Source organism: Palleronia aestuarii, from assembly GCF_003253995.1.
Lineage (GTDB): Bacteria > Pseudomonadota > Alphaproteobacteria > Rhodobacterales > Rhodobacteraceae > Palleronia > Palleronia aestuarii.
The window spans coordinates 39,945-57,540 of the sequence record NZ_QKZL01000022.1 but is presented as its reverse complement, the minus strand read 5'-3'; the positions used below and the strand labels follow the sequence as shown (position 1 = coordinate 57,540).

The window sequence follows — 17,596 nt, the reverse complement described above, 5'->3', positions numbered from 1 at the left end:
ACGGGAAACGTTGCCGCGTGAACAGCCGGCGAACGGTATCCCGTCGCCGAACAATCTTGGCGCGATGAGGCATCGTTCGTAGACAGGGTCCATGATGTCCGCCCTGCCCCTGCGCCCCGTCCCGGTTCCCCGCGAGACGTTGCCCTCCTTCGTGTCACGCATGGCCGCGAAGAACTTCACCTCAGTGATGGAGTTCGCGCAGGACATGGGTTTCACCTTCAGGGCTGTCCTGCTTCTCGACCCCGCGGTGCTGGACAGCATCGCCCGACTGGGCGGTCTCGATGACGACCGGATGGCCGACCTCGTCTCGTGGACGGGGACAGCTATCGGGGACGTACGGACGACTTTCCGAAGTGAGGTCTTCGTGTCCCGCGCATTGCGGAACCCGCAGGTTCGAGGATGTCCGATCTGCCTGCGGGAGGACGCGGACGCCCATGACGGCCGGGCCGTCGAGGCCATGGCGATGCGTGGTCATTGGCAGCTGCGCCATGCGATGACCTGTGTCGCCCACGATCATCCGTTGATCCCGCTATGGCAGCGCGGTCCTGTGCCGGAGCGCTTCGACACGGTCGCGCGCCTGGCCGAGATCGAAGGCGACATCCGGTCCGGTGCCCTGGATCGTCGACGGCGGACGCCGACCGCCTACGATCTCTGGCTCGACGCGCGGCTGGCCACGGGGGACGACGGGACGTGGCTCGCTGGCCATCCGCTCTACGCGGGAACGACCTTCTGCCATCTGCTGGGCCAGGCGCTGCTACGCCTGGGCGATCACGTGGATACAGAGGAAACGGAAGCGCAATGGATCGCCCACGATCTCGGCTTCCAGGTGGCGCGTGGTGGCGAAACCGCTATCGCGAATGCGCTCGCTCACCTCGCGGCGAACACCGATCACTACAATGACCTGCCAAACAAGACCTTCAAACCGCTATACCATCGACTGTCGACCGACCTGCGGGACGACCCGGACTTCGCACCGTTCCGGGCCCTCATGCGCGACAGGATCCTCGCGACCTGGCCGATGGCAGCCGGCGATGACGTGCTCGGCGAACGGCTCGAGGTCCGGCGGCTTCATTCCCTGCGATCCGCCGCCCGCGAGATCGGCGTGGGGTCACAGTTCCTCGAGCAGTTCCTCGTCCGGCATGGCGCGATCGCGCCGGATGACGACCGGCCCGATACCCGGAAAACGTTCGACGCCGCGGCCTACGCCGATCTGCTGGCCGAGATCCCGACGCTCGTCGGGCCGAAGGAGATGCGCCGCGCCATCAGCGCAACACTGCCACAGTTCCGGGCCCTCGTCGACGCCGGCCTTCTCGTGCCACGCATCGACATTTCGACGGTCAAGTTCCCGTGGCGGCTGTCGGACGGGGCGCGCCTCCTCGACCTTCTACGCGCCGGTGCGACCCGGATCGATCCGGCCGATCGAGACTGGGAGCATATCAACCGCGCGCGGATCCGGACTGGCGTCGATCTGCGAAGGATTGTCGAGGCGATCGAGGAGAAGCGATTGCGGGTCGGGCATCGACCCGATCTTGCAGGGTATGCCGGTATCTTCGTTTGCAGGAACGACGTCGACGTCCTGAAGGACCACCGGTCTCGGCGACAAAGACCGGAGTTTCCAAGCGCGGGCGAGTTCGGCCGATCGATCGGATTGCGGAACCGGGCTGATTTCCAAAGGCTCGTGGATGATGGTCATACACCGGGCACGCCGCTCCCGAACCCGAGGACGCACCGCGTACATGTCTATATTACGGAGGAAGACGCTGCGGCATTCCATGCAAAGTTCATGACGATCTCCACGATCATCCGCGAAACCGGTCTGCACCGGAACTCCGCGAACTCCTTGATCGAGAAACGCGGTGTCGAGCGTTTCCGACCCGCCGGCGAGGATTACGGTCCGGTCTATCTCCGGGCAGATGTCGAACGGGCGCTATCCCTGCGACCTTGAGGGAATGTAGGCGGTAAGATGCCCGCCGGGAACCGCAGGTCCGCAAGGTCGAACGCGGCGAGATTAGCGTCAGGTCCATCGCACTCAAATCCGTCTTTTGTCGTAAAAACGGAGAACCGTTGTCGGACGTCACAGTGATATCCGACATCTAAACTCCGTTCTCGCTATTTATCGATATCAATGTTTTCAATACCTTATACATTCAACCGACAGACGTAAAACCGTATTGCGACGTCTCAAATCCGTACTGCGACACGCAATATCCGTCTCAAAGTTTTCAGGCTCACAACCGTCCATAAAAAAACCGCCCCGAAGGGCGGTTTGACCAATAGATTTTTTGGGCAGTCACGAATGCTTTGAACGCCGCCGCCGGTGTCGGTATTCTTCCTCATATCTTTGTAGAACTTTACCGGTATCAACCGTGCTCCAGTTTTCCACTACGAACGGATTCAGTTCTTCATCGGAATCGGTTCGCAATGAATAGGCGTCAGCAAAGTGCCCCATATCGATTACATCGCTGCCGTCTTCGAGGCACTCTCCGATTGCCTCAATCGCGATCTCCAGGGCAACGCCAAACCTAGCTGCCGACGCATGAATCAGGATCTTGATGAACTCGTTCTGCTCAAGGAGCCCATCGTGATCAAGACTAGCATCGATCAGGAGGTCCTCCACCGACGAGCGTAGCAAGAGACCGTCGGTCTTATAGGTCATCGGTTTCAGCTCCATCGGACGGAGGCGTCTCGTCAGAGTAGGATCATGGTTGATCATCGCCCTGCCCTCCAGTGTGGACGTCATGATCAGGCAGATTGGCCACTCCTTGTCCTGTGTGAGGTTCCGGAAACGCTTTGAGAATGCCTCGATGCTGTCGCTTGTTTTGAATCGCCCGCTATCCTGAACCTCATCGAGGTGGATGCCCGCAATCCGTTGCATTTTAAGTTGATGAACGAGAAGCTGTGTCAGGTAATCCTCGTCGCGAGACGTCTTCACCGGGTATCCGAGCGCGCGGAGAATTTCCTTCAAGGTCTCCTTTACGGTTGCCCGGCCGGGAACAATGACGCTGACGATCCGGAATCCGAATTCGCGTCCACCGCTTGCCTCTGCCAAAGCGTGATACTCCGCGATCACCTCTTCCGCGATCCGGGATTTTCCCGATCCCGCAGGCCCGATCAACGCTGCCCCCTTTTGCTCCATTTTACCCGCCTTAAGGCGCGCTTCTCGCGCTTCGAGAACACTGATCACCCGCTTCCGGAATTCTCGGTAGGCATCGGTCTTCACAAACCGCCTTTCGAGCGAAACCAGTTTAGCTGCAGTCCTACCGTACTGATGGAAGGCCGCCAAATCCTGGTCGGAGATCGTCATTTCTTGAGTTTCCGATTTTGGTTGGTTTTCCGTGCTCTCGAGCGTGAGCGGAACCGATCCATGCTGTTTGGTCCATCGCCCTCATACTCCTCTTCGACATCTCCGGTCTCGTCGAATACATCTTGCTCGGTTTCGAAGCCGCCGTAGACCGGATCGATGTACTCGTCAGGATCAATGTATGGCTCCTTGTGACCTCCCTTACCGAAGTCGCGCTCCCGGAAGATGCGATCGATTTCTGCTTGAGTATAACCATGGATTCCGACATCGGCGCTTCGAGCGATCGACTTCGCAAGGTCCCGCCACCGATCACTGGCTTCGTCCCGGGCGCCTTTCCGCATCGAAGCTTCCGCCTCAGCTTGCCGTTTGCGGAACAGACGTTCCGACTGCCATTCGCGCAAAGTCTTCCCCCGCATCATTGGATCGCGGCACGGGACGGAAACCATCTCTCCGTTCGCCAACACGGAGATGGAACCCATGTCGAAGGGATCGATCTTGATTTCCACCTTCCTGCCCGGAGCGGCAATGCGGTCGACGACCCGCGCCCGGCGCTCAAGCCGGATGATCTCATTCGAGTATTCGGCTCCCGCGACTTTAATCCCGGTCGCGCTTACAGTCGCTTGCCCATAAAAACCACAGGCCTCCCGGAGCTGGCTCGGCGACGGCATCTGCGTAATGTCAAAATCGTGACCCCTGGTCAGTTCCTCCCAGACCGCGGACGGCGTACGGAAATGCAGACCCCGATGCGGCGTATTGTGATATTCCGCCACGAAGCTGACGAAGATGATGTGCAGTTCATCATCAGTGATACAGGCTTCTTCCCCCGGTTTACGGTCGTTCCGACGCTGGGGGTTGTTCGCGGTATAGCCAGGCAGGAAACGCGCCAGTTTGAGGTCCAGCGTCCAGAAGTACCGCTCGATGTGGCCCCGGAGATTTGCAATGCCGGCTACAGTGTTCATCAAGGTTCCCGAAACCGTCCGGACACCCTGCGCAAACAACGCACCTCCAAATGGGGTCTTACCGAATTCCGAGCCACTATCATTGACCATTTCAATGATTGCGCAGCGATAATCCCAGAACGACTTTGCGATACCGGCGTCCCTGAAAAGATAAGTCTTGTCCATAAAAACCATTCTCAAAGCTTCCAGTGATGCCTGCTCGTTGGGCGCACGGCAGATCGAGAACCCCAGGATACAGCGGGTCGCGAGATCAATGATCACGACAACCCAGCGACGGACTCGCTTTACCTTCTTACGCTCTTCCTCCGTCATCCGGTTGTACTTCTCTCGGGTCGTGTCGAGCGTCACCACATGGAATTGCCACGCATCAGCCGATACGATCTGCCCGGGAACCGTGGCAATTCGACCATCCTCAAAGGAGTCGAACTTCTTCCTTGCGGCTGAGAGCCCTTCACGCTGCAGGCATACCAGATACGGATCGAGGTAATTATCGATCCAGCGTTCGTAAGTTCGATGGCTAAGGATCTCGATCGGATCAAGATTGTTCTCAAGCCGATATTCGTTGTGCTTCTCGAGATCTTTGTTGAGCTCCTCTATCACGTACGCTTTTGATGGACGCGTCGCACTTGCATAGCCGCCAAGACGCTCAACGATGAAGCAGAAATCAGCGCTTGCCTGAAGGCCGGCATCGAATGGTTCGGCACGGGGAACCAAGAACGCGTTGGGGTCCCCCTGTGAGTTTCGGTACGTTCGGAACCGTACGAGCAGCGTGTCGGCTGAGGGCAGTGGTTTCAGTCTCTGCTTTGAGTTCGGCTTTTCCGTGCCGTAGTTCTTACGTGACTGGTAAGCTTGGTATTCGACATCCATCAGAAGGCGGAAATCTTCCACACCGCTGCGTGTCAGTTTCATGCCCATATTCCGAAATCGCTGCATCAGAGAACAAGTGAAGATAATCTCGTCCACATTCTCCCGCTGTTGTCGGCTCGCGCCGCACAACTCTCGGCTTCCGTAAAGCGCCCGATCCGTCTGCCGCTGCCGGCTGAAGTAGCCGTGATCGATCACAACAGTTTCGTTCTCGATAAGGTGAGGGATGGCTTCGATACGGACCTTACGGAGCTCGACATTGCCGTCGTCCTCGACGACCGCGAACCGAAAATGGGTAAGCTCCTTGCTCATCTTGTCCTGGATCGGCGTGATTTTATCGACCCTCCGGCCTTCAAACGTGACCAGGTCCGATTTCGTGATCTTGTCGAAATACGTCATGCTTTGACTCCCCGAAGCCGCGTGTCGTACGCAATGGGATCGAGAGGGTGCTTACCAATATCTCCGTCACCGATAAGGCGAACAGCCGCCCTGTAACCGCGTCCTCCCAAGCCCGAGCGATCGAGGAGTTCCTGCAGAGAAAAGCTTGCACCCAAGTCATGCGCTGCCCCGAGAACGATCTGATCGGCTTCCGGATCCCAGCCCCTGCGTGCGATGTGAATCTTTAGGGCGCATTCCCGAAACACGGAATGAAAGCTGTATCGGGAGACCACAACGAAACGATCTGCGATGTTGCGCGAACACTGTCGGGCGATGCTTTCGACTTCCTCGAGATACGAAGCGCGCTTTGCTTTCCCCTCATATTTTACCGAGAACAGGACTTCGGAACCATTGCGGAGAAGCGCATGTGCATCGACGACGGTGTGCGATGCAGAGCCATCTGCCTTGAGAAATTCCACCCTTGTTGACTGCTCCCTGAAATTTACCACGTCGGGGTGGGCAGCAAGATTTAGATAGACCTGCGACTCCTCGAACGATGCACACCAGAATTCCTGCATTGCAGTCGTTCGATGCAGCCGAGTAATGAGGGCAGCCTTGCATGAACTGCTCGACTTGCCGAGATCGATCTTCAACAAGTGTGATCGAACAATGCGGTGCGGCTCGTCAGGGTCTGCAAGCGGCGGGAAAGTCAACGTTCCAGCGGCCACGTGCGGAGGATCAACGAAAAGATGGGTCGCGTCGCTCGAAGTCGTGGTAGACATGACATGCCTCTCCTGTTCGCGACCGACGGCACACGGCGCGCATTTGTGTTCAGCATTTTGGGAATCTCCGGTGACCAAGCCGGAATTGTGAATGCTCGATCAGGACACCAAAGGACGGCCGCCGCAGAATGCTGCAACGCCGGGTGATTACCCCTGGCTTCCCGAGGGCTTGGCGTACGCCAGCGGATCAGTTGGCTTCAGGATGCGAACTCAAGAGATAGGTCCGAGACGGAACCTTTTTGAGTGCCCTGAACATGCGCCGTCGCTATGTCTCCTGTTTCCCTTCCGCACCATCGAGGCGTCGGGTGGTGATTCTAGAATGGCTGATGACATTCCCCATGAGAAGATTTGAGTCAAGTCACTGATTTTAAGTGCGAAAATTGTTGCTCGTAACTGCTTTCCCGACGTTTGGATCATCATGCTGTCCCGTGGATCGATCACGATTTTCGTCCCCCGCTGCACGATCCGGCCATCGGCACCCCTCCTCGTCTCTCACCAACGTAATGAGATCGGGCATGGCTCGCCAGTGAGTTGTACAACTTGAAAATACCTCTATCAGCACCTGATAGACGATGTTGGACAGTCCACTGTGAACTCTGGGCTTTTAGTCTTCGGCATAGTCTAAGATGATCTCCCGAAAAGCGAGCTGGGGGATAACATGAATTTGGAAGGTATCCTCCGCGAAGCCGGGCTGCTTACTTTTGCCGGGCTCGCCGGGCTCTTCCGGATCGGCCTTCTCCGTCGATGTGATCAGCTGTCGCGCATCTTCGTGGAGAACACGGATATTCGGCTCGGTGTTGAAAAATTCGCAAGCAAGACACCGGGGGTGTTGACCGACGGCGCCGTATTTCTCGACGGGCAGAGCTGGGATAATCAGTTTGAATATGCTTGCGACCTCATCTCCCTCGCCAGCGACGATGGCGTCACGTCATCGTGGCCGGATCGAAACGTTGCCAAGAAGTTCGTCAGTCCGATCTCTTTGGATAAGGTCACACGGTTTTCCTTCGAACCGGCCATTCACCCGTGCCTCTTACATGCCCGTGACCTTGCTGCACTCAACCTCCCACCACACCGGACACCTGATTATCCGGTAAGATATGCGGGTATTGGCGAAGATGTCCGGCTAATGGCGTTTGCAACTCGTTTCCTGGACCTCAGAGTCTATGTCGACACTGGACCTCCTTGGGAACGGAGTGTCCCGTTCGAAGAAGATGAACCATCTACAGACGACCCTGATATCGAAATCTCGTTCCCTCCGAACAAACAGCAGCTGCAAGACATGGATCATTTGAAGGCAAGCGTCCTTGCGATGCGCGTCCCTCAATCGCTCGCCCGTGGGCGCCTTGACGTCGAAAGCGTCATGCTGAGGTATCTAAGTCAACAGTCCGCTTCCGCTCGCATTGTGGTGTCGGAAAATGTGCTGGCCGGTCGCAGAAGGTCAAATCACACTGTTCGGTCAGAATTGGTAGAGGCCAGACGAATCAAGCATATCACCGAACTGCCTTTAGCACCGGCAAACCGCCAACCTGATAGTCGGTTCATTCTCGACCTAGATACGGATGATCATCCCAATGCATCCTTTGTTGTGAGAAGGTCAGATTTGCTTTCTACTTGGCCTGAATGGACACCGACCATACGCGAGCGGCGCGGAGCGGTTCAGCAAGTATCCTATGATGAAGTGCGCGCGGCGAATGGATCCTTGGCACCTGTCAGGTTTCTTTCGACAGGCCCTCTTCGCGGAGGTTCGATTGCAAAGATAATTTCAAGGGGGAGGGAGCCGGAGCGAGTTCGGCTCAGCGACGTCTTCGACGTGATCAGACCCAAGACGACCCGCGGCGAACAATGGGGCGAAGAGAGAGTGACAGAGGTCACCCCAAGCGACATCTCCGATTACGGCGAGATCTTGGGGACTTCCCGGAAGATATCCGTGCGCGAAGGCATCTTTGTCAGGCTCGAAGAGCAAAAGCTACGGGTGAATGACATCGTGCTAGCGCTGAAGGGTCCGGTTGGACGGGTGGGACATATCCCGATGAGGGCGGCAAGCGAGGAACGTCACGACTGGTGGGCTTCTCAGTCCCTGGTAATTATCCGAGCCAAGCGCCGGACAGCTGCTGAAGCAGGTCGTCCTTCATGTGACCCTCGCCTCCTATTCATGTATCTTCTCACCCCTTTACTTCGAAATCACTGGAGAGACATCGCAACCAATCCTCGCAGCCCCACGATTCCATTAGAAGAGATCGAAAGACTCGCCTTGCCTGAAGGCCTTTATAAAATTGGAACGTTGACCGACACAAGAAGTGGAGAGGAGATGGCTGCAGCTCGCACCGCAATACTTGCGGAGTTTGATACGCTACGAAACAATCTTTTAGCTAGACGCGAACTGGATCAGCAGCTGGATGACGGTTTAGCGAAGGTCTGCAAGCTGACCAGTGATAAATAGAGAACTCGGCATAAATCGCAGGAATTAAATAGGCCTTGTCATTCGTCTATTACGGCCCCACCAGTTTGCGCGATTCTCTTTATAATTCTATCACAACAGCGAAGGTGCATTCTATCCCTGAAATCTGAACGCTATGTAGCCCGGAGTTTATAGCCACGCTGTTCATGTCACACTGGCGTTATCTCGGTCGCTTATCGCAGCGGCGACGTTGAAGAGGCGATCCTCTAGATCTAAAGGAGTTCTTATAGGACATCTGATCAACCAGCAAGAAACTTTGCGATATTGCGGATAAATCGTTCCTGTTCTGTTTCATGGACCAAACCTAATTATTGAAAGTTCTGGTCCACTCTAGCGCGTTCCGTTCAACCTGCCGCGGTTTTATCACCCTTGATCGAGGTAATACTGGCGAGGCGAAGCTTGAGGGTCCGGGCGGACGTGATAAACGCGCCAAGCGCATCCGAATGCTGCTGAGCGCGCGCCCGTGCGGGAAACGCACGGAACGGATAAATGGCCATCCCCAGCAGGCAGAGCCCGCTCAAGGCGCAAGCGAAAAGTCCGACGATTCCGTCCGACGACATGTAGGGTGACAAGATCCCGAAAAACGCGGTCGCTCCGAATGCAACTATGATGATCCGGTAGGTCATCCGATCACGCTCGCTCAGCCACCATTTTCGTTCGCTGTCTCCGCGGAGGATCACCTTGTCGAGGCTACCTTGCAGATAGTCGACGACATGCGGCACATCAAAGTCGGTGGACGCGCGTCGTCGTTCCAGCGCATGGGTCAAATTGTCGAGGTCCCGCGCATCGTTGTCTTCGTTGCGGATCAACTCAGCAATTTCTCCCTCTGCCCGAGACCGGTCTCGCATCCCGTTTTGTTCCCGTTCGATCGCCTCCTCGATCAAGGTCAGGATATAATCAATCCGATCCGCAGACATCTGGAATCCCTTCTTCTTGACCCGACCCGGGTAAACGAATCGCGTCTCTGTTTATCAGGATAATCCCCATCGCGACGATGAATACACTAAATTCCCGAAGGTGAAACGTTGAATATTAAATTGCATAGTGCACTTTAATATTATGCGAAAAATATATCCGGATTTGACTAACAGGTTTATGCGAATGCGGAAAATCTATGGAGAGCTCGCTCTAAAAAGAGAGAGGGGTTCCTGTTTTCGCAAAAGGTTCGGATTGAAGTTGCTTGCAGGCCACCCTTGCCCGCATCAGGAAGGACCGCATTCACGCCGGCTACGGGACCGCGAGGCATGTCATTCGGTTCTATGGGGAGCCTAGGACGCTCCAGCGTTTCACCGTGCGCACAGCGGCGGGGGTGAGGCCGTTGGCGTGTTCATGCAGCGCGATGCTGCGGTGGTGATGACGCACCGAACGGCGGTCACCTGCTACTAGTTACGGCGATGTCATGACGGGTCATCCATATTCGCTCATGGATCAATAGTGGATTGACGCGCTGCAGGCTGCCAATCCGACCGCCGGACAAAAAGCTCCGTTCTGGCGAGGGCTGCCTTCAGGGAAGCCAGCCCGCGTCCAGCTGTGCGTCGTACGTGGCGTGGATCTGCATCAGGGTCGTCTCGCCATCTCGCCAGAACCGGGCCCACCCGACCTGGGGGCGATAAGCCGCCCCGGCATCGAGACAAACGGCACAATGCGTATCGACACCGTCAAGCGGCGCCAGTTCGCCCGGATTGCCCGTTAGCCGCCCCCGCAAGGCCGGTGTATGCCCATGCACAACGATGGTCCGTCCAACCGCTCGGGCACCTGTCTCGGATTCCACGTCCCAACCACCCTGCCATGTCAGGAACTCGTGACGGATCCACGCCCAGTGCCGGTCGTCGACCGGGCGGCGACGGTCGAGATGTACAGCATCATCAACCTCCGGATCGAGACCGGCATGGACAAACACAAAGTCTCCGATCCGGGTGTTGGACGGCGCGGCGCGAACCATGTCCGCGAACCCGTCCGGCAGTCTGTCGTTCAACAAACGGAGGCTATCGCTCCATGGCCTCCTGCGCCATTCGCCCTCGATTTCGTCCATCAAGGTCGCCCCGCCATTGCCGATCCAGAGTGCGGGATCGACACCGTCAAGAACGTCGAGCAACATCAGCTCGTGATTGCCGGGAAGCAGGACGAAGCGATCGGCTCGGGTCAGGGCATCGGTATCAAGCGCGAGCCGGATAGCCCTGAGACTGTCGGGACCGCGATCAATCAGATCCCCGAGAAGGACGATGACCCGCTCTGTTCCTGGTTCACGCTCTGTTTCAGCGATCTCATCAAGGCAAGCGGACAGGAGATCCGCCCGGCCGTGGATATCTCCGACGGCGAACACTTCGGTTCCGTCCGGAACGCTTCCCGGCATGACCCGGGGAGGCAAGCTGACATGCATCGCGGCGATCGAGAAGGTTATATCCACGTCACCGTACTCGATGAAGGAGGACAGGTCGAACGCCTGCAGTGGCTATCAGCGTTTCGGCACGGATCGATCGGATATCCGCCCTTTCCTCCCCTCCGCCTGCGGCTGCGTGCTATGCTTGGATCGCTAGCTGGCAAGCGATGGGAGTGGCGAGGGCAGCCGATATGTCCAGCAAAGGGACTTCACATGCTAAATGTACCACCAGGCACGCCTGCATCAGTAGACGAATTCTGGCATGAAATTGAAGGCATCCATGCCACTCTTACAACCGCGGGGGCCACAGGAGCATGCCAGATCGTTCCACCCCGCGGATGGGTGCGCGCGACACGAGCGGCAGCGGACGCGATCGCCGATCGGCTTGCCAGGAACCGGGGCACGGAAGCGAGTATCCTCGACTTCAAGGAAAAATTTGGAGGGGCGCGCCTCTATGTTTGTGCTCCAGGCATAGAGTTGAACGACATAACGGCGGCCCTGACGGAGGTGACGGGACGGACTTGCATGCTGACGGGAGCAAATGTCGAGAAACGGTGTCACACGGGGTGGCTCGCTCCGCTGTCGGACGAGGCGATACGCGAGATGCAGAAAGGCGGTCGAACGGACTTCGATCTGCTCCTCTATCCAGCCAGAAGCGTTTATGTCTCTTAGAAACCCCTCGATCAGGATCGGCGCTCGTATTCCGATTATCCTGAGTCAGTCGTCCCCTTTGCAGACCGTCAGACTTTCTTCGTGGTTTAGGCGATAACGATGCAACCGTTCGACCGCCCCCCACAGCATATGTGGTGCGAACTTGGGTCAGCGTCGATCCAAGGTAGGAAGCGGTACACCATTAAAACCGATTCCAGCCACGAGCGCCTAGCGTTTTCTCGTGCTGATTATCATAGCGTCGGAAGTAGATATCCCGTCATTAGCTTCCGAAGGCCAAGGGCCGCGCCGATCCAGATTGCAATCAGTGTCACCGGAGCGCTGAACGCAAGGAATGAGAAAGCCGAGAGGCCCTGCCCGATCGAACATCCGGAGGCCGTCACGGCACCCCATCCCATCAAGACAGCCCCCATTATCTGCCGCCGCAGTTCTCGCGGATCATCGCAGGCTTCCCATCGGAATTGCCCCCGTTCGAAGGATCCAAGAAACGCGCCGGCTACAACGCCGGCCACGGATCCAATGCCGAACGACAAATGCGCGCCGGAGGATGTCATAACATAGAGGAGGAACTCCCCGATCGGGGCGGAAAACGTGTGCGATACAACGGGTAATTCGTCGAACCCGGTTTGGTTGAGCCACGATGTTGCGATCCAAGCGAAGGCAATGGCCAGCCCAACGATCGTTCCCCATATTAGCCCACCAAGACGAATTACGCCGTGTACAGGTCCGACGATCGATGCCGCTATGATCACGACGCCAATCACACACCCGACGAGCCATATCGGCATACCGATTAACGGCCCCAGTACATGCGCAATACCCTGGGGTGCCGTAGCCTCCATTCGTGGAAACAGCGAAGTGCGCAAACCAGCGAGGGGCCCCGACAACGTGGCGTAAGCCGCGAGCCCCATCACCAAGACGATGACGAGTGACCGCAGATCGCCGCCCCCGGCACGGGCAAGCGCGCCGTATCCACAATTTCCGGCCAACGCCATGCCGTAGCCGAAGGCGAGACCGCCCAGGATCGCTGCAGCAAGGCTCCACGTTTCGGAAAGATAAAAACTTTCGGTTGGGTCCACCAGACCCAGCGCCATTGCGACGAAACTTAACACCATCGCGCTTCCGATGGCGACGCCCCACATGCGCAGCCGTGTGCAGTCATTACCGTAGAGCTGATCTTCGATCGCGCCCAATGTGCAGAACCGACCGAGACGTGCCGCGAGTCCTAGGACGATCCCGCTGATCAGTCCGATCAACGCGGCAAACCCCGGCTCGCCGATTAGAGCAATCATGTATCCTCCCGCCCCGACCTCTCAGGTGCAGAACAGGTCGTAGACGACGTCCATAATCTTCTGCGTGCGGTCATCGGTCAACGAATAGTAGATTGCCTTCCCGTCGCGGCGGGTCGTGACGAGGTTCTCCTGCCGCAAACGCATCAGCTGCTGCGAGACCGCCGCTTGGCGTGCCGACAAGAGGGCTTCGAGCTGCGTCACCGATTTTTCGCCGGTCGCGAGATAGCACAAAATCATCAGGCGGCTCTCATGGCTGAGTACCTTGAGAAAATCGGCTGCATCGCGCGCATTCTGCGCCATGCGATCGAACTCCTCGTCCGTCGTATCTTGGCGAAAGACCGGCAGCGGCAAGATCAAAACTCCGAATTTCCATGCAGGCTGCGTCAAGCGGGACGGGATACCGTTAATCGTTCCATGCGCTCATGGCAAACATGGCCCGCGTCACACTTGGGTGCTAGCGGTTCTCCCTGCGATCCATGAGCGCGTCCAGCATTGGCCAGAAGAAGTTCTCCCCAGGATACCCTTCAATCCGGCCTACCTCGTTGCCGTTCTCGACAAGGATGAAAGTCGGCGTCACCCGCGGGGGGCTGTCGAGCATCAACTCTGCCGGAACGGGCTGATGCAAATCGATCCTGCGGAGCGGCGCAACCTTGCCCTCAACACTCTCCGCGTACCCCGGTGCGACCTCGGCATTCCATTTAGCGCACCAGGCGCATCCATCCTGCTCGACCATCACGAGCGCAGTTTGGGCGTTGAGAGGACCCGCCAGCAGAACAGTCGCAAGAACCAATATGAAAGGTCGCAAAGCCATTCCTCCGCCAAAGAACTTGACGAAGTACATATTCCAAATGTTCTATCTATCAAAGGGAGGAATGGATGTTTGACGTGACGCTTGGCGGCGCGATGCTGGCAGGACTACTGTCCTTCCTCTCGCCCTGCATTCTGCCGATGGTTCCGTTTTACCTCGGCTATCTTGCCGGAGGATCGCTGCAGGCCGTTGGAGCGGACGGCAGGGTTCCAGCCGCCTTGCGGTCGCGAGCTGTGCTAGGCGCGCTTTTCTTCGCCGCGGGGATCATTACCGTCTTCGTCGCTCTCGGCGCATCTGCCTCAATGGTCGGTCAGGCGCTTCGATCCTGGTTCGACATTCTGCGCTACGTGGCGGCGGCAATCATTGGAATTATGGGGCTGCACTTCCTTGGCATTGTGCGCATCCCCTTGCTCTACCGACAGTTCCGGGCCGAACCGGGCGACATGTCGAACCTGTCGCTCGCCGGTGCCTACGTCGTCGGTCTAGCCTTCGCCTTCGGTTGGACCCCCTGTGTTGGACCCGTGCTCGCCGCGATCCTTTTCACGGCCGCAGGTGCGGAAAGCGCAGGTCGCGGCGCTCTCCTGCTCTTAGGCTACGGGATTGGCATGACGTTGCCGTTCGTGCTCGCGGCAGCGTTCGTGCAACCCTTCACGCGTGCCATGAGCCGCTTCCGCCGCCATCTGGGCATCATAGAGAAGGTAATGGGTACGCTTCTCATCGTTTTTGCCCTGCTCATCGCCACGAACTCGGTCAACGCCATCGCGCAGTGGATGATCGAGACATTTCCCATCTTCAGTCGCTACGGCTAAAGGAGACTGCCATGCTTCGCGTTGTCGCAATTCTCTGCATCTTCGCACTGCCCGCCCTGGGCGCGCCGCGCGATCCGGTGATCGGCGACGACGGCCTGCACAAGGCACCGTGGATGCAGGACACGTTCAAGGATCTGCGCGAAGATCTTTCCGAGGCCGACACCGAGGGCAAACGGCTTCTCGTCATGATCGAGCAGCGCGGCTGCATCTACTGTACCAAGATGCATGAGGAAGTTTTCGTCGTGCCCGAGATCGACGCGATGCTGGCCGAAGACTTCTTCGTGGTACAATTGAACATGTTCGGCGACGTTGAGGTGACCGACTTCGACGGCGAGACCCTGTCCGAGAAAGACGCGGTCCGGAAATGGGGCGCAATGTTCACGCCGACACTCATGTTCTTTCCCGAGCATGCCGATGATGTGCCCAACGACGCGGCAGCCTCGGAAGCAGCCGTGGTGACGATGCCCGGCGCTTTCGGGCGCTGGACCACGGAGAACCTTCTGACCTGGATCCTAGACGAAGGATATGACGGCGACGAACCATTCCAGAAGTACCACGCGCGCATGATCGAGGCACAAGATGGTGGGAAATGAACGCATAACGCATTCGGAATCTAAAATCTGTCATTGATTGCCCGCGTCTGCTGTGCGTAGGATGACAGCAATGGTGCCCGGCACCTAAGGGAGGAATTATGACGCACCTGACACGGCTTTTGGCCGGCGTTGCCCTGTCTTTATCTACGACGGCGCACGCGGCAGACGCTCCAGCCCCCAGCGATGTGACTTACGATGAATACGGGGCGGTCGATGCGTCCTTGACGGGCGAACCCGGTGATCCAGCCGAGGGCGCAAAGATTCTTGCCGACAGAAGTCTCGGAAACTGCGTGACGTGCCATCAGGTTTCCGATCTTGCGGACGTACCCTTCCAAGGTGAGGTCGGTCCGGCGCTCGACGGCGTAGCGGACCGCTGGACCGAAGCGGATCTGCGGGGCATCGTCGCGAATGCTAAGCAGACTTTCCCCGGAACGATCATGCCCGCGTTCTACAAGAGCGATGGGTATATCCGTCCAGGTGACGCCTTTACTGGAGCGGCGGCCGAAGGGCCGCTCGATCCGCTATTATCGGCTCAGCAGATCGAGGACGTAGTAGCCTATTTAATGACCCTCAAGGAATCCTGAGGAGGAACACGATGTATCTATCCCGTAGACAAACGATGGCTCTCGGTACGGCCGCGTTGGTGTTTGGACCTCGCATCGCCTGGGCCACGGCCACTGATGACGCGATCGCTGAGTTCACCGGCGGTGCCGATGTGGCCGAGGCAACGGGACTGACGCTGACGGCGCCCGAAATTGCCGAGAACGGCAATACCGTTCCGATCGAGGTCGATGCGCCGGGCGCCGAATCGATCATCGTACTGGCGTCCGGCAACCCCAACCCCGATGTCGGCACATTCGCCTTCGGGCCGCTTGCGGCGTCCCAGATGGCTTCGACCCGTATTCGCCTCGCCGGTACGCAGGACGTAGTAGCAGTTGCCAAGATGGCGGACGGCACCTTCCAGCGCGCCAGCCAGGAAGTGAAAGTCACCATCGGCGGCTGCGGCGGTTGAGTTCGGACAAGGAGAGAGAGAATGGCAGAGAACGTCACACCCCGCGTCCGCGTACCTTCGAAGGCCAGCGCCGGCGAGGAAATCACGATCAAGACCCTGATTTCGCACCCGATGGAGTCGGGTCAGCGCAAGGACAAGGAGGGAAATATCATCCCCCGGTCGATAATTCATCGCTTCGTCACGACCTTTAACGGGGAGACCGTGATCGATGTTACGATGGAGCCCGCGATCTCGACGAACCCATATTTCGAGTTTGTTGCGAAGGTCCCCGAAAGCGGCACCTTTGAGTTCACGTGGTTCGACGACGATGGGTCGGAATACACCGAGTCCAAAGACGTCACGGTCGGATAATACCGTTATCCTTCAGGGGGAGGAGACTGATGATGAAGATGACCCTCACGTCGAGCGGCTTGATACTGGCAGCGCTGGGTGGAGCCGCATTCGCGCAGGAGGAGCCTGAACTCGTCATCAACGGCGAGATCCCGATTACCACGCGTGCCGAGGCGCCTGCATCGGTCGAAGGCGCGCTGCCGGAGGTGATCTCGGGCTGGGAGTTCCGATCTCCGGAAACCCAGTCTCTCGAGGAAGACGACTTCGAGAATCCGGGCATGATCTTCGTCGATGATGCCCGCGCGCAGTTCGATACTGCTATGGGGCCGGACGATCAGGCCTGCTCGTCCTGCCACGATACGCCCGAGGATCTCGCCGGTGCTCGGGCCGTCTACCCGAAATGGGACGAGGAGCACGGTGAAGTTCAGACGCTCGAGATGCAGGTCAACGAATGCCTGACCGAGCGGATGAGCACTGACGCCTGGGAGTACACGTCGAACGACATGACCAACATGATGGCGTTGCTCGCCTCGGTTTCTCGCGGAATGCCGGTCAACGTTGCCATCGATGGTCCCGCGCAATCCACATGGGAGCAGGGCAAAGACATCTACTACACCCGTTACGGACAGTTGGAACTCGCCTGCGCGAACTGTCACGAAGACAATTACGGCAACATGCTCCGCGCAGATCACCTGAGCCAGGGGCAGATCAACGGATTTCCAGCCTATCGTCTCAAGAACGCTCAGCTGAACTCCGTCCACGACCGCTTCAAAGGGTGTATTCGGGACACCCGGGCAGAAACCTTCGAGCCGGGAAGCCCCGAATTCATCGCGCTTGAACTCTATGTCGCATCACGCGGCAACGGCTTGTCCGTAGAAGGCCCTTCGGTCAGAAACTAACCCAATCGCCCCGTCGGGATTGCCCTGACGGGGCGTTTTCTATTCGGACACATTCCGAAATA

Annotated in this window: 16 protein-coding genes; 8 read left to right on the top strand and 8 right to left on the bottom strand. The window is 57.8% G+C overall.

From position 1 onward, the window contains the following. The first annotated feature begins 91 nt into the window (after positions 1-91). Positions 92-1,945, top strand: coding sequence for a TniQ family protein (locus tag LX81_RS17405; RefSeq protein WP_111537489.1), 1,854 nt, complete (start codon positions 92-94; stop codon positions 1,943-1,945). A gap of 345 nt (positions 1,946-2,290) precedes the next feature. Here LX81_RS17405 and LX81_RS17400 read toward each other — a convergent pair whose 3' ends face one another. Genes LX81_RS17400 through LX81_RS17390 form a run of 3 tightly spaced genes read right to left on the bottom strand, consistent with a single transcriptional unit; the run spans position 2,291 to position 6,284 of the window. Next, positions 2,291-3,304, bottom strand: coding sequence for a TniB family NTP-binding protein (locus tag LX81_RS17400; RefSeq protein WP_111538580.1), 1,014 nt, complete (start codon positions 3,302-3,304; stop codon positions 2,291-2,293). Then, positions 3,301-5,523, bottom strand: a complete 2,223-nt coding sequence (locus tag LX81_RS17395) for a TnsB C-terminal domain-containing protein (RefSeq protein ID WP_111538579.1) — start codon at positions 5,521-5,523, stop codon at positions 3,301-3,303. The genes LX81_RS17400 and LX81_RS17395 overlap by 4 nt, the downstream gene beginning before the upstream one ends. Next, complete coding sequence (locus LX81_RS17390) at positions 5,520-6,284, bottom strand: hypothetical protein (protein WP_111538578.1); 765 nt, start codon at positions 6,282-6,284, stop codon at positions 5,520-5,522. The genes LX81_RS17395 and LX81_RS17390 overlap by 4 nt, the downstream gene beginning before the upstream one ends. Before the next feature lie 658 nt (positions 6,285-6,942). On the opposite strand from LX81_RS17390, the gene LX81_RS21945 reads away from it, so the two are divergent. Beyond that, on the top strand, positions 6,943-8,724 hold the full coding sequence (locus LX81_RS21945; RefSeq protein ID WP_146259468.1) for a restriction endonuclease subunit S: 1,782 nt from the start codon (positions 6,943-6,945) through the stop codon (positions 8,722-8,724). A 362-nt stretch (positions 8,725-9,086) separates the two neighbouring features. Here the strand turns inward: LX81_RS21945 and LX81_RS17385 are convergent, their stop codons facing one another. The 5 genes from LX81_RS17385 to LX81_RS17360 all read right to left on the bottom strand — a co-directional run bounded on the left by LX81_RS17385 (position 9,087) and on the right by LX81_RS17360 (position 13,924). Continuing rightward, positions 9,087-9,659 carry a hypothetical protein gene (locus LX81_RS17385; protein WP_111538577.1) on the bottom strand — a complete coding sequence of 191 codons (573 nt, stop codon included), beginning with the start codon at positions 9,657-9,659 and terminating at the stop codon, positions 9,087-9,089. 587 nt (positions 9,660-10,246) lie between these two features. Further along, on the bottom strand, positions 10,247-11,095 hold the full coding sequence (locus LX81_RS23375; RefSeq protein ID WP_373280296.1) for a metallophosphoesterase family protein: 849 nt from the start codon (positions 11,093-11,095) through the stop codon (positions 10,247-10,249). 929 nt (positions 11,096-12,024) lie between these two features. Then, a complete protein-coding gene (locus tag LX81_RS17370) occupies positions 12,025-13,083 on the bottom strand; it encodes a YeeE/YedE family protein (protein WP_111538574.1) in 1,059 nt (352 codons plus the stop codon). A gap of 21 nt (positions 13,084-13,104) precedes the next feature. Continuing rightward, positions 13,105-13,434 carry an ArsR/SmtB family transcription factor gene (locus LX81_RS17365; RefSeq protein ID WP_234822673.1) on the bottom strand — a complete coding sequence of 110 codons (330 nt, stop codon included), beginning with the start codon at positions 13,432-13,434 and terminating at the stop codon, positions 13,105-13,107. Between the two features lie 103 nt (positions 13,435-13,537). Then, positions 13,538-13,924: a thioredoxin fold domain-containing protein gene (locus LX81_RS17360; RefSeq protein ID WP_234822672.1), complete on the bottom strand. Its 387-nt coding sequence runs from the start codon at positions 13,922-13,924 to the stop codon at positions 13,538-13,540. A 35-nt stretch (positions 13,925-13,959) separates the two neighbouring features. Here LX81_RS17360 and LX81_RS17355 point away from each other — a divergent pair, with 35 nt between their 5' ends. The 6 genes from LX81_RS17355 (at position 13,960) to soxA (ending at position 17,534) form a co-directional block, all read left to right on the top strand. After that, positions 13,960-14,700, top strand: coding sequence for a cytochrome c biogenesis CcdA family protein (locus tag LX81_RS17355; RefSeq protein WP_111538573.1), 741 nt, complete (start codon positions 13,960-13,962; stop codon positions 14,698-14,700). Between the two features lie 11 nt (positions 14,701-14,711). Continuing rightward, positions 14,712-15,293, top strand: a complete 582-nt coding sequence (locus LX81_RS17350) for a thioredoxin family protein (protein WP_111538572.1) — start codon at positions 14,712-14,714, stop codon at positions 15,291-15,293. A gap of 98 nt (positions 15,294-15,391) precedes the next feature. Beyond that, the gene (gene soxX, locus LX81_RS17345) at positions 15,392-15,877 is read left to right on the top strand and encodes a sulfur oxidation c-type cytochrome SoxX (RefSeq protein ID WP_111538571.1); all 486 of its coding nucleotides are present in this window, start codon (positions 15,392-15,394) and stop codon (positions 15,875-15,877) included. 11 nt (positions 15,878-15,888) lie between these two features. Beyond that, the gene (gene soxY / locus LX81_RS17340; RefSeq protein ID WP_111538570.1) at positions 15,889-16,305 is read left to right on the top strand and encodes a thiosulfate oxidation carrier protein SoxY; all 417 of its coding nucleotides are present in this window, start codon (positions 15,889-15,891) and stop codon (positions 16,303-16,305) included. A gap of 21 nt (positions 16,306-16,326) precedes the next feature. Further along, positions 16,327-16,656 (top strand): thiosulfate oxidation carrier complex protein SoxZ, encoded by a 330-nt coding sequence (gene soxZ, locus LX81_RS17335; RefSeq protein ID WP_111538569.1) that lies wholly within the window; start codon positions 16,327-16,329, stop codon positions 16,654-16,656. A 32-nt stretch (positions 16,657-16,688) separates the two neighbouring features. After that, positions 16,689-17,534 carry a sulfur oxidation c-type cytochrome SoxA gene (soxA, locus tag LX81_RS17330; RefSeq protein ID WP_111538568.1) on the top strand — a complete coding sequence of 282 codons (846 nt, stop codon included), beginning with the start codon at positions 16,689-16,691 and terminating at the stop codon, positions 17,532-17,534. Positions 17,535-17,596: the final 62 nt, after the last annotated feature.

Bases quoted from the DNA above. Each gene is read 5' to 3' on its own strand.
- LX81_RS17405 (WP_111537489.1), top strand. From the start codon at position 92: ATGATGTCCGCCCTGCCCCTGCGCCCCGTCCCGGTTCCCCGCGAGACG.
- LX81_RS17400 (WP_111538580.1), bottom strand. From the start codon at position 3,304: ATGACGATCTCCGACCAGGATTTGGCGGCCTTCCATCAGTACGGTAGG.
- LX81_RS17395 (WP_111538579.1), bottom strand. From the start codon at position 5,523: ATGACGTATTTCGACAAGATCACGAAATCGGACCTGGTCACGTTTGAA.
- LX81_RS17390 (WP_111538578.1), bottom strand. From the start codon at position 6,284: ATGTCTACCACGACTTCGAGCGACGCGACCCATCTTTTCGTTGATCCT.
- LX81_RS21945 (WP_146259468.1), top strand. From the start codon at position 6,943: ATGAATTTGGAAGGTATCCTCCGCGAAGCCGGGCTGCTTACTTTTGCC.
- LX81_RS17385 (WP_111538577.1), bottom strand. From the start codon at position 9,659: ATGTCTGCGGATCGGATTGATTATATCCTGACCTTGATCGAGGAGGCG.
- LX81_RS23375 (WP_373280296.1), bottom strand. From the start codon at position 11,095: ATGCCGGGAAGCGTTCCGGACGGAACCGAAGTGTTCGCCGTCGGAGAT.
- LX81_RS17370 (WP_111538574.1), bottom strand. From the start codon at position 13,083: ATGATTGCTCTAATCGGCGAGCCGGGGTTTGCCGCGTTGATCGGACTG.
- LX81_RS17360 (WP_234822672.1), bottom strand. From the start codon at position 13,924: ATGTACTTCGTCAAGTTCTTTGGCGGAGGAATGGCTTTGCGACCTTTC.
- LX81_RS17355 (WP_111538573.1), top strand. From the start codon at position 13,960: ATGTTTGACGTGACGCTTGGCGGCGCGATGCTGGCAGGACTACTGTCC.
- LX81_RS17350 (WP_111538572.1), top strand. From the start codon at position 14,712: ATGCTTCGCGTTGTCGCAATTCTCTGCATCTTCGCACTGCCCGCCCTG.
- soxX (WP_111538571.1), top strand. From the start codon at position 15,392: ATGACGCACCTGACACGGCTTTTGGCCGGCGTTGCCCTGTCTTTATCT.
- soxY (WP_111538570.1), top strand. From the start codon at position 15,889: ATGTATCTATCCCGTAGACAAACGATGGCTCTCGGTACGGCCGCGTTG.
- soxZ (WP_111538569.1), top strand. From the start codon at position 16,327: ATGGCAGAGAACGTCACACCCCGCGTCCGCGTACCTTCGAAGGCCAGC.
- soxA (WP_111538568.1), top strand. From the start codon at position 16,689: ATGAAGATGACCCTCACGTCGAGCGGCTTGATACTGGCAGCGCTGGGT.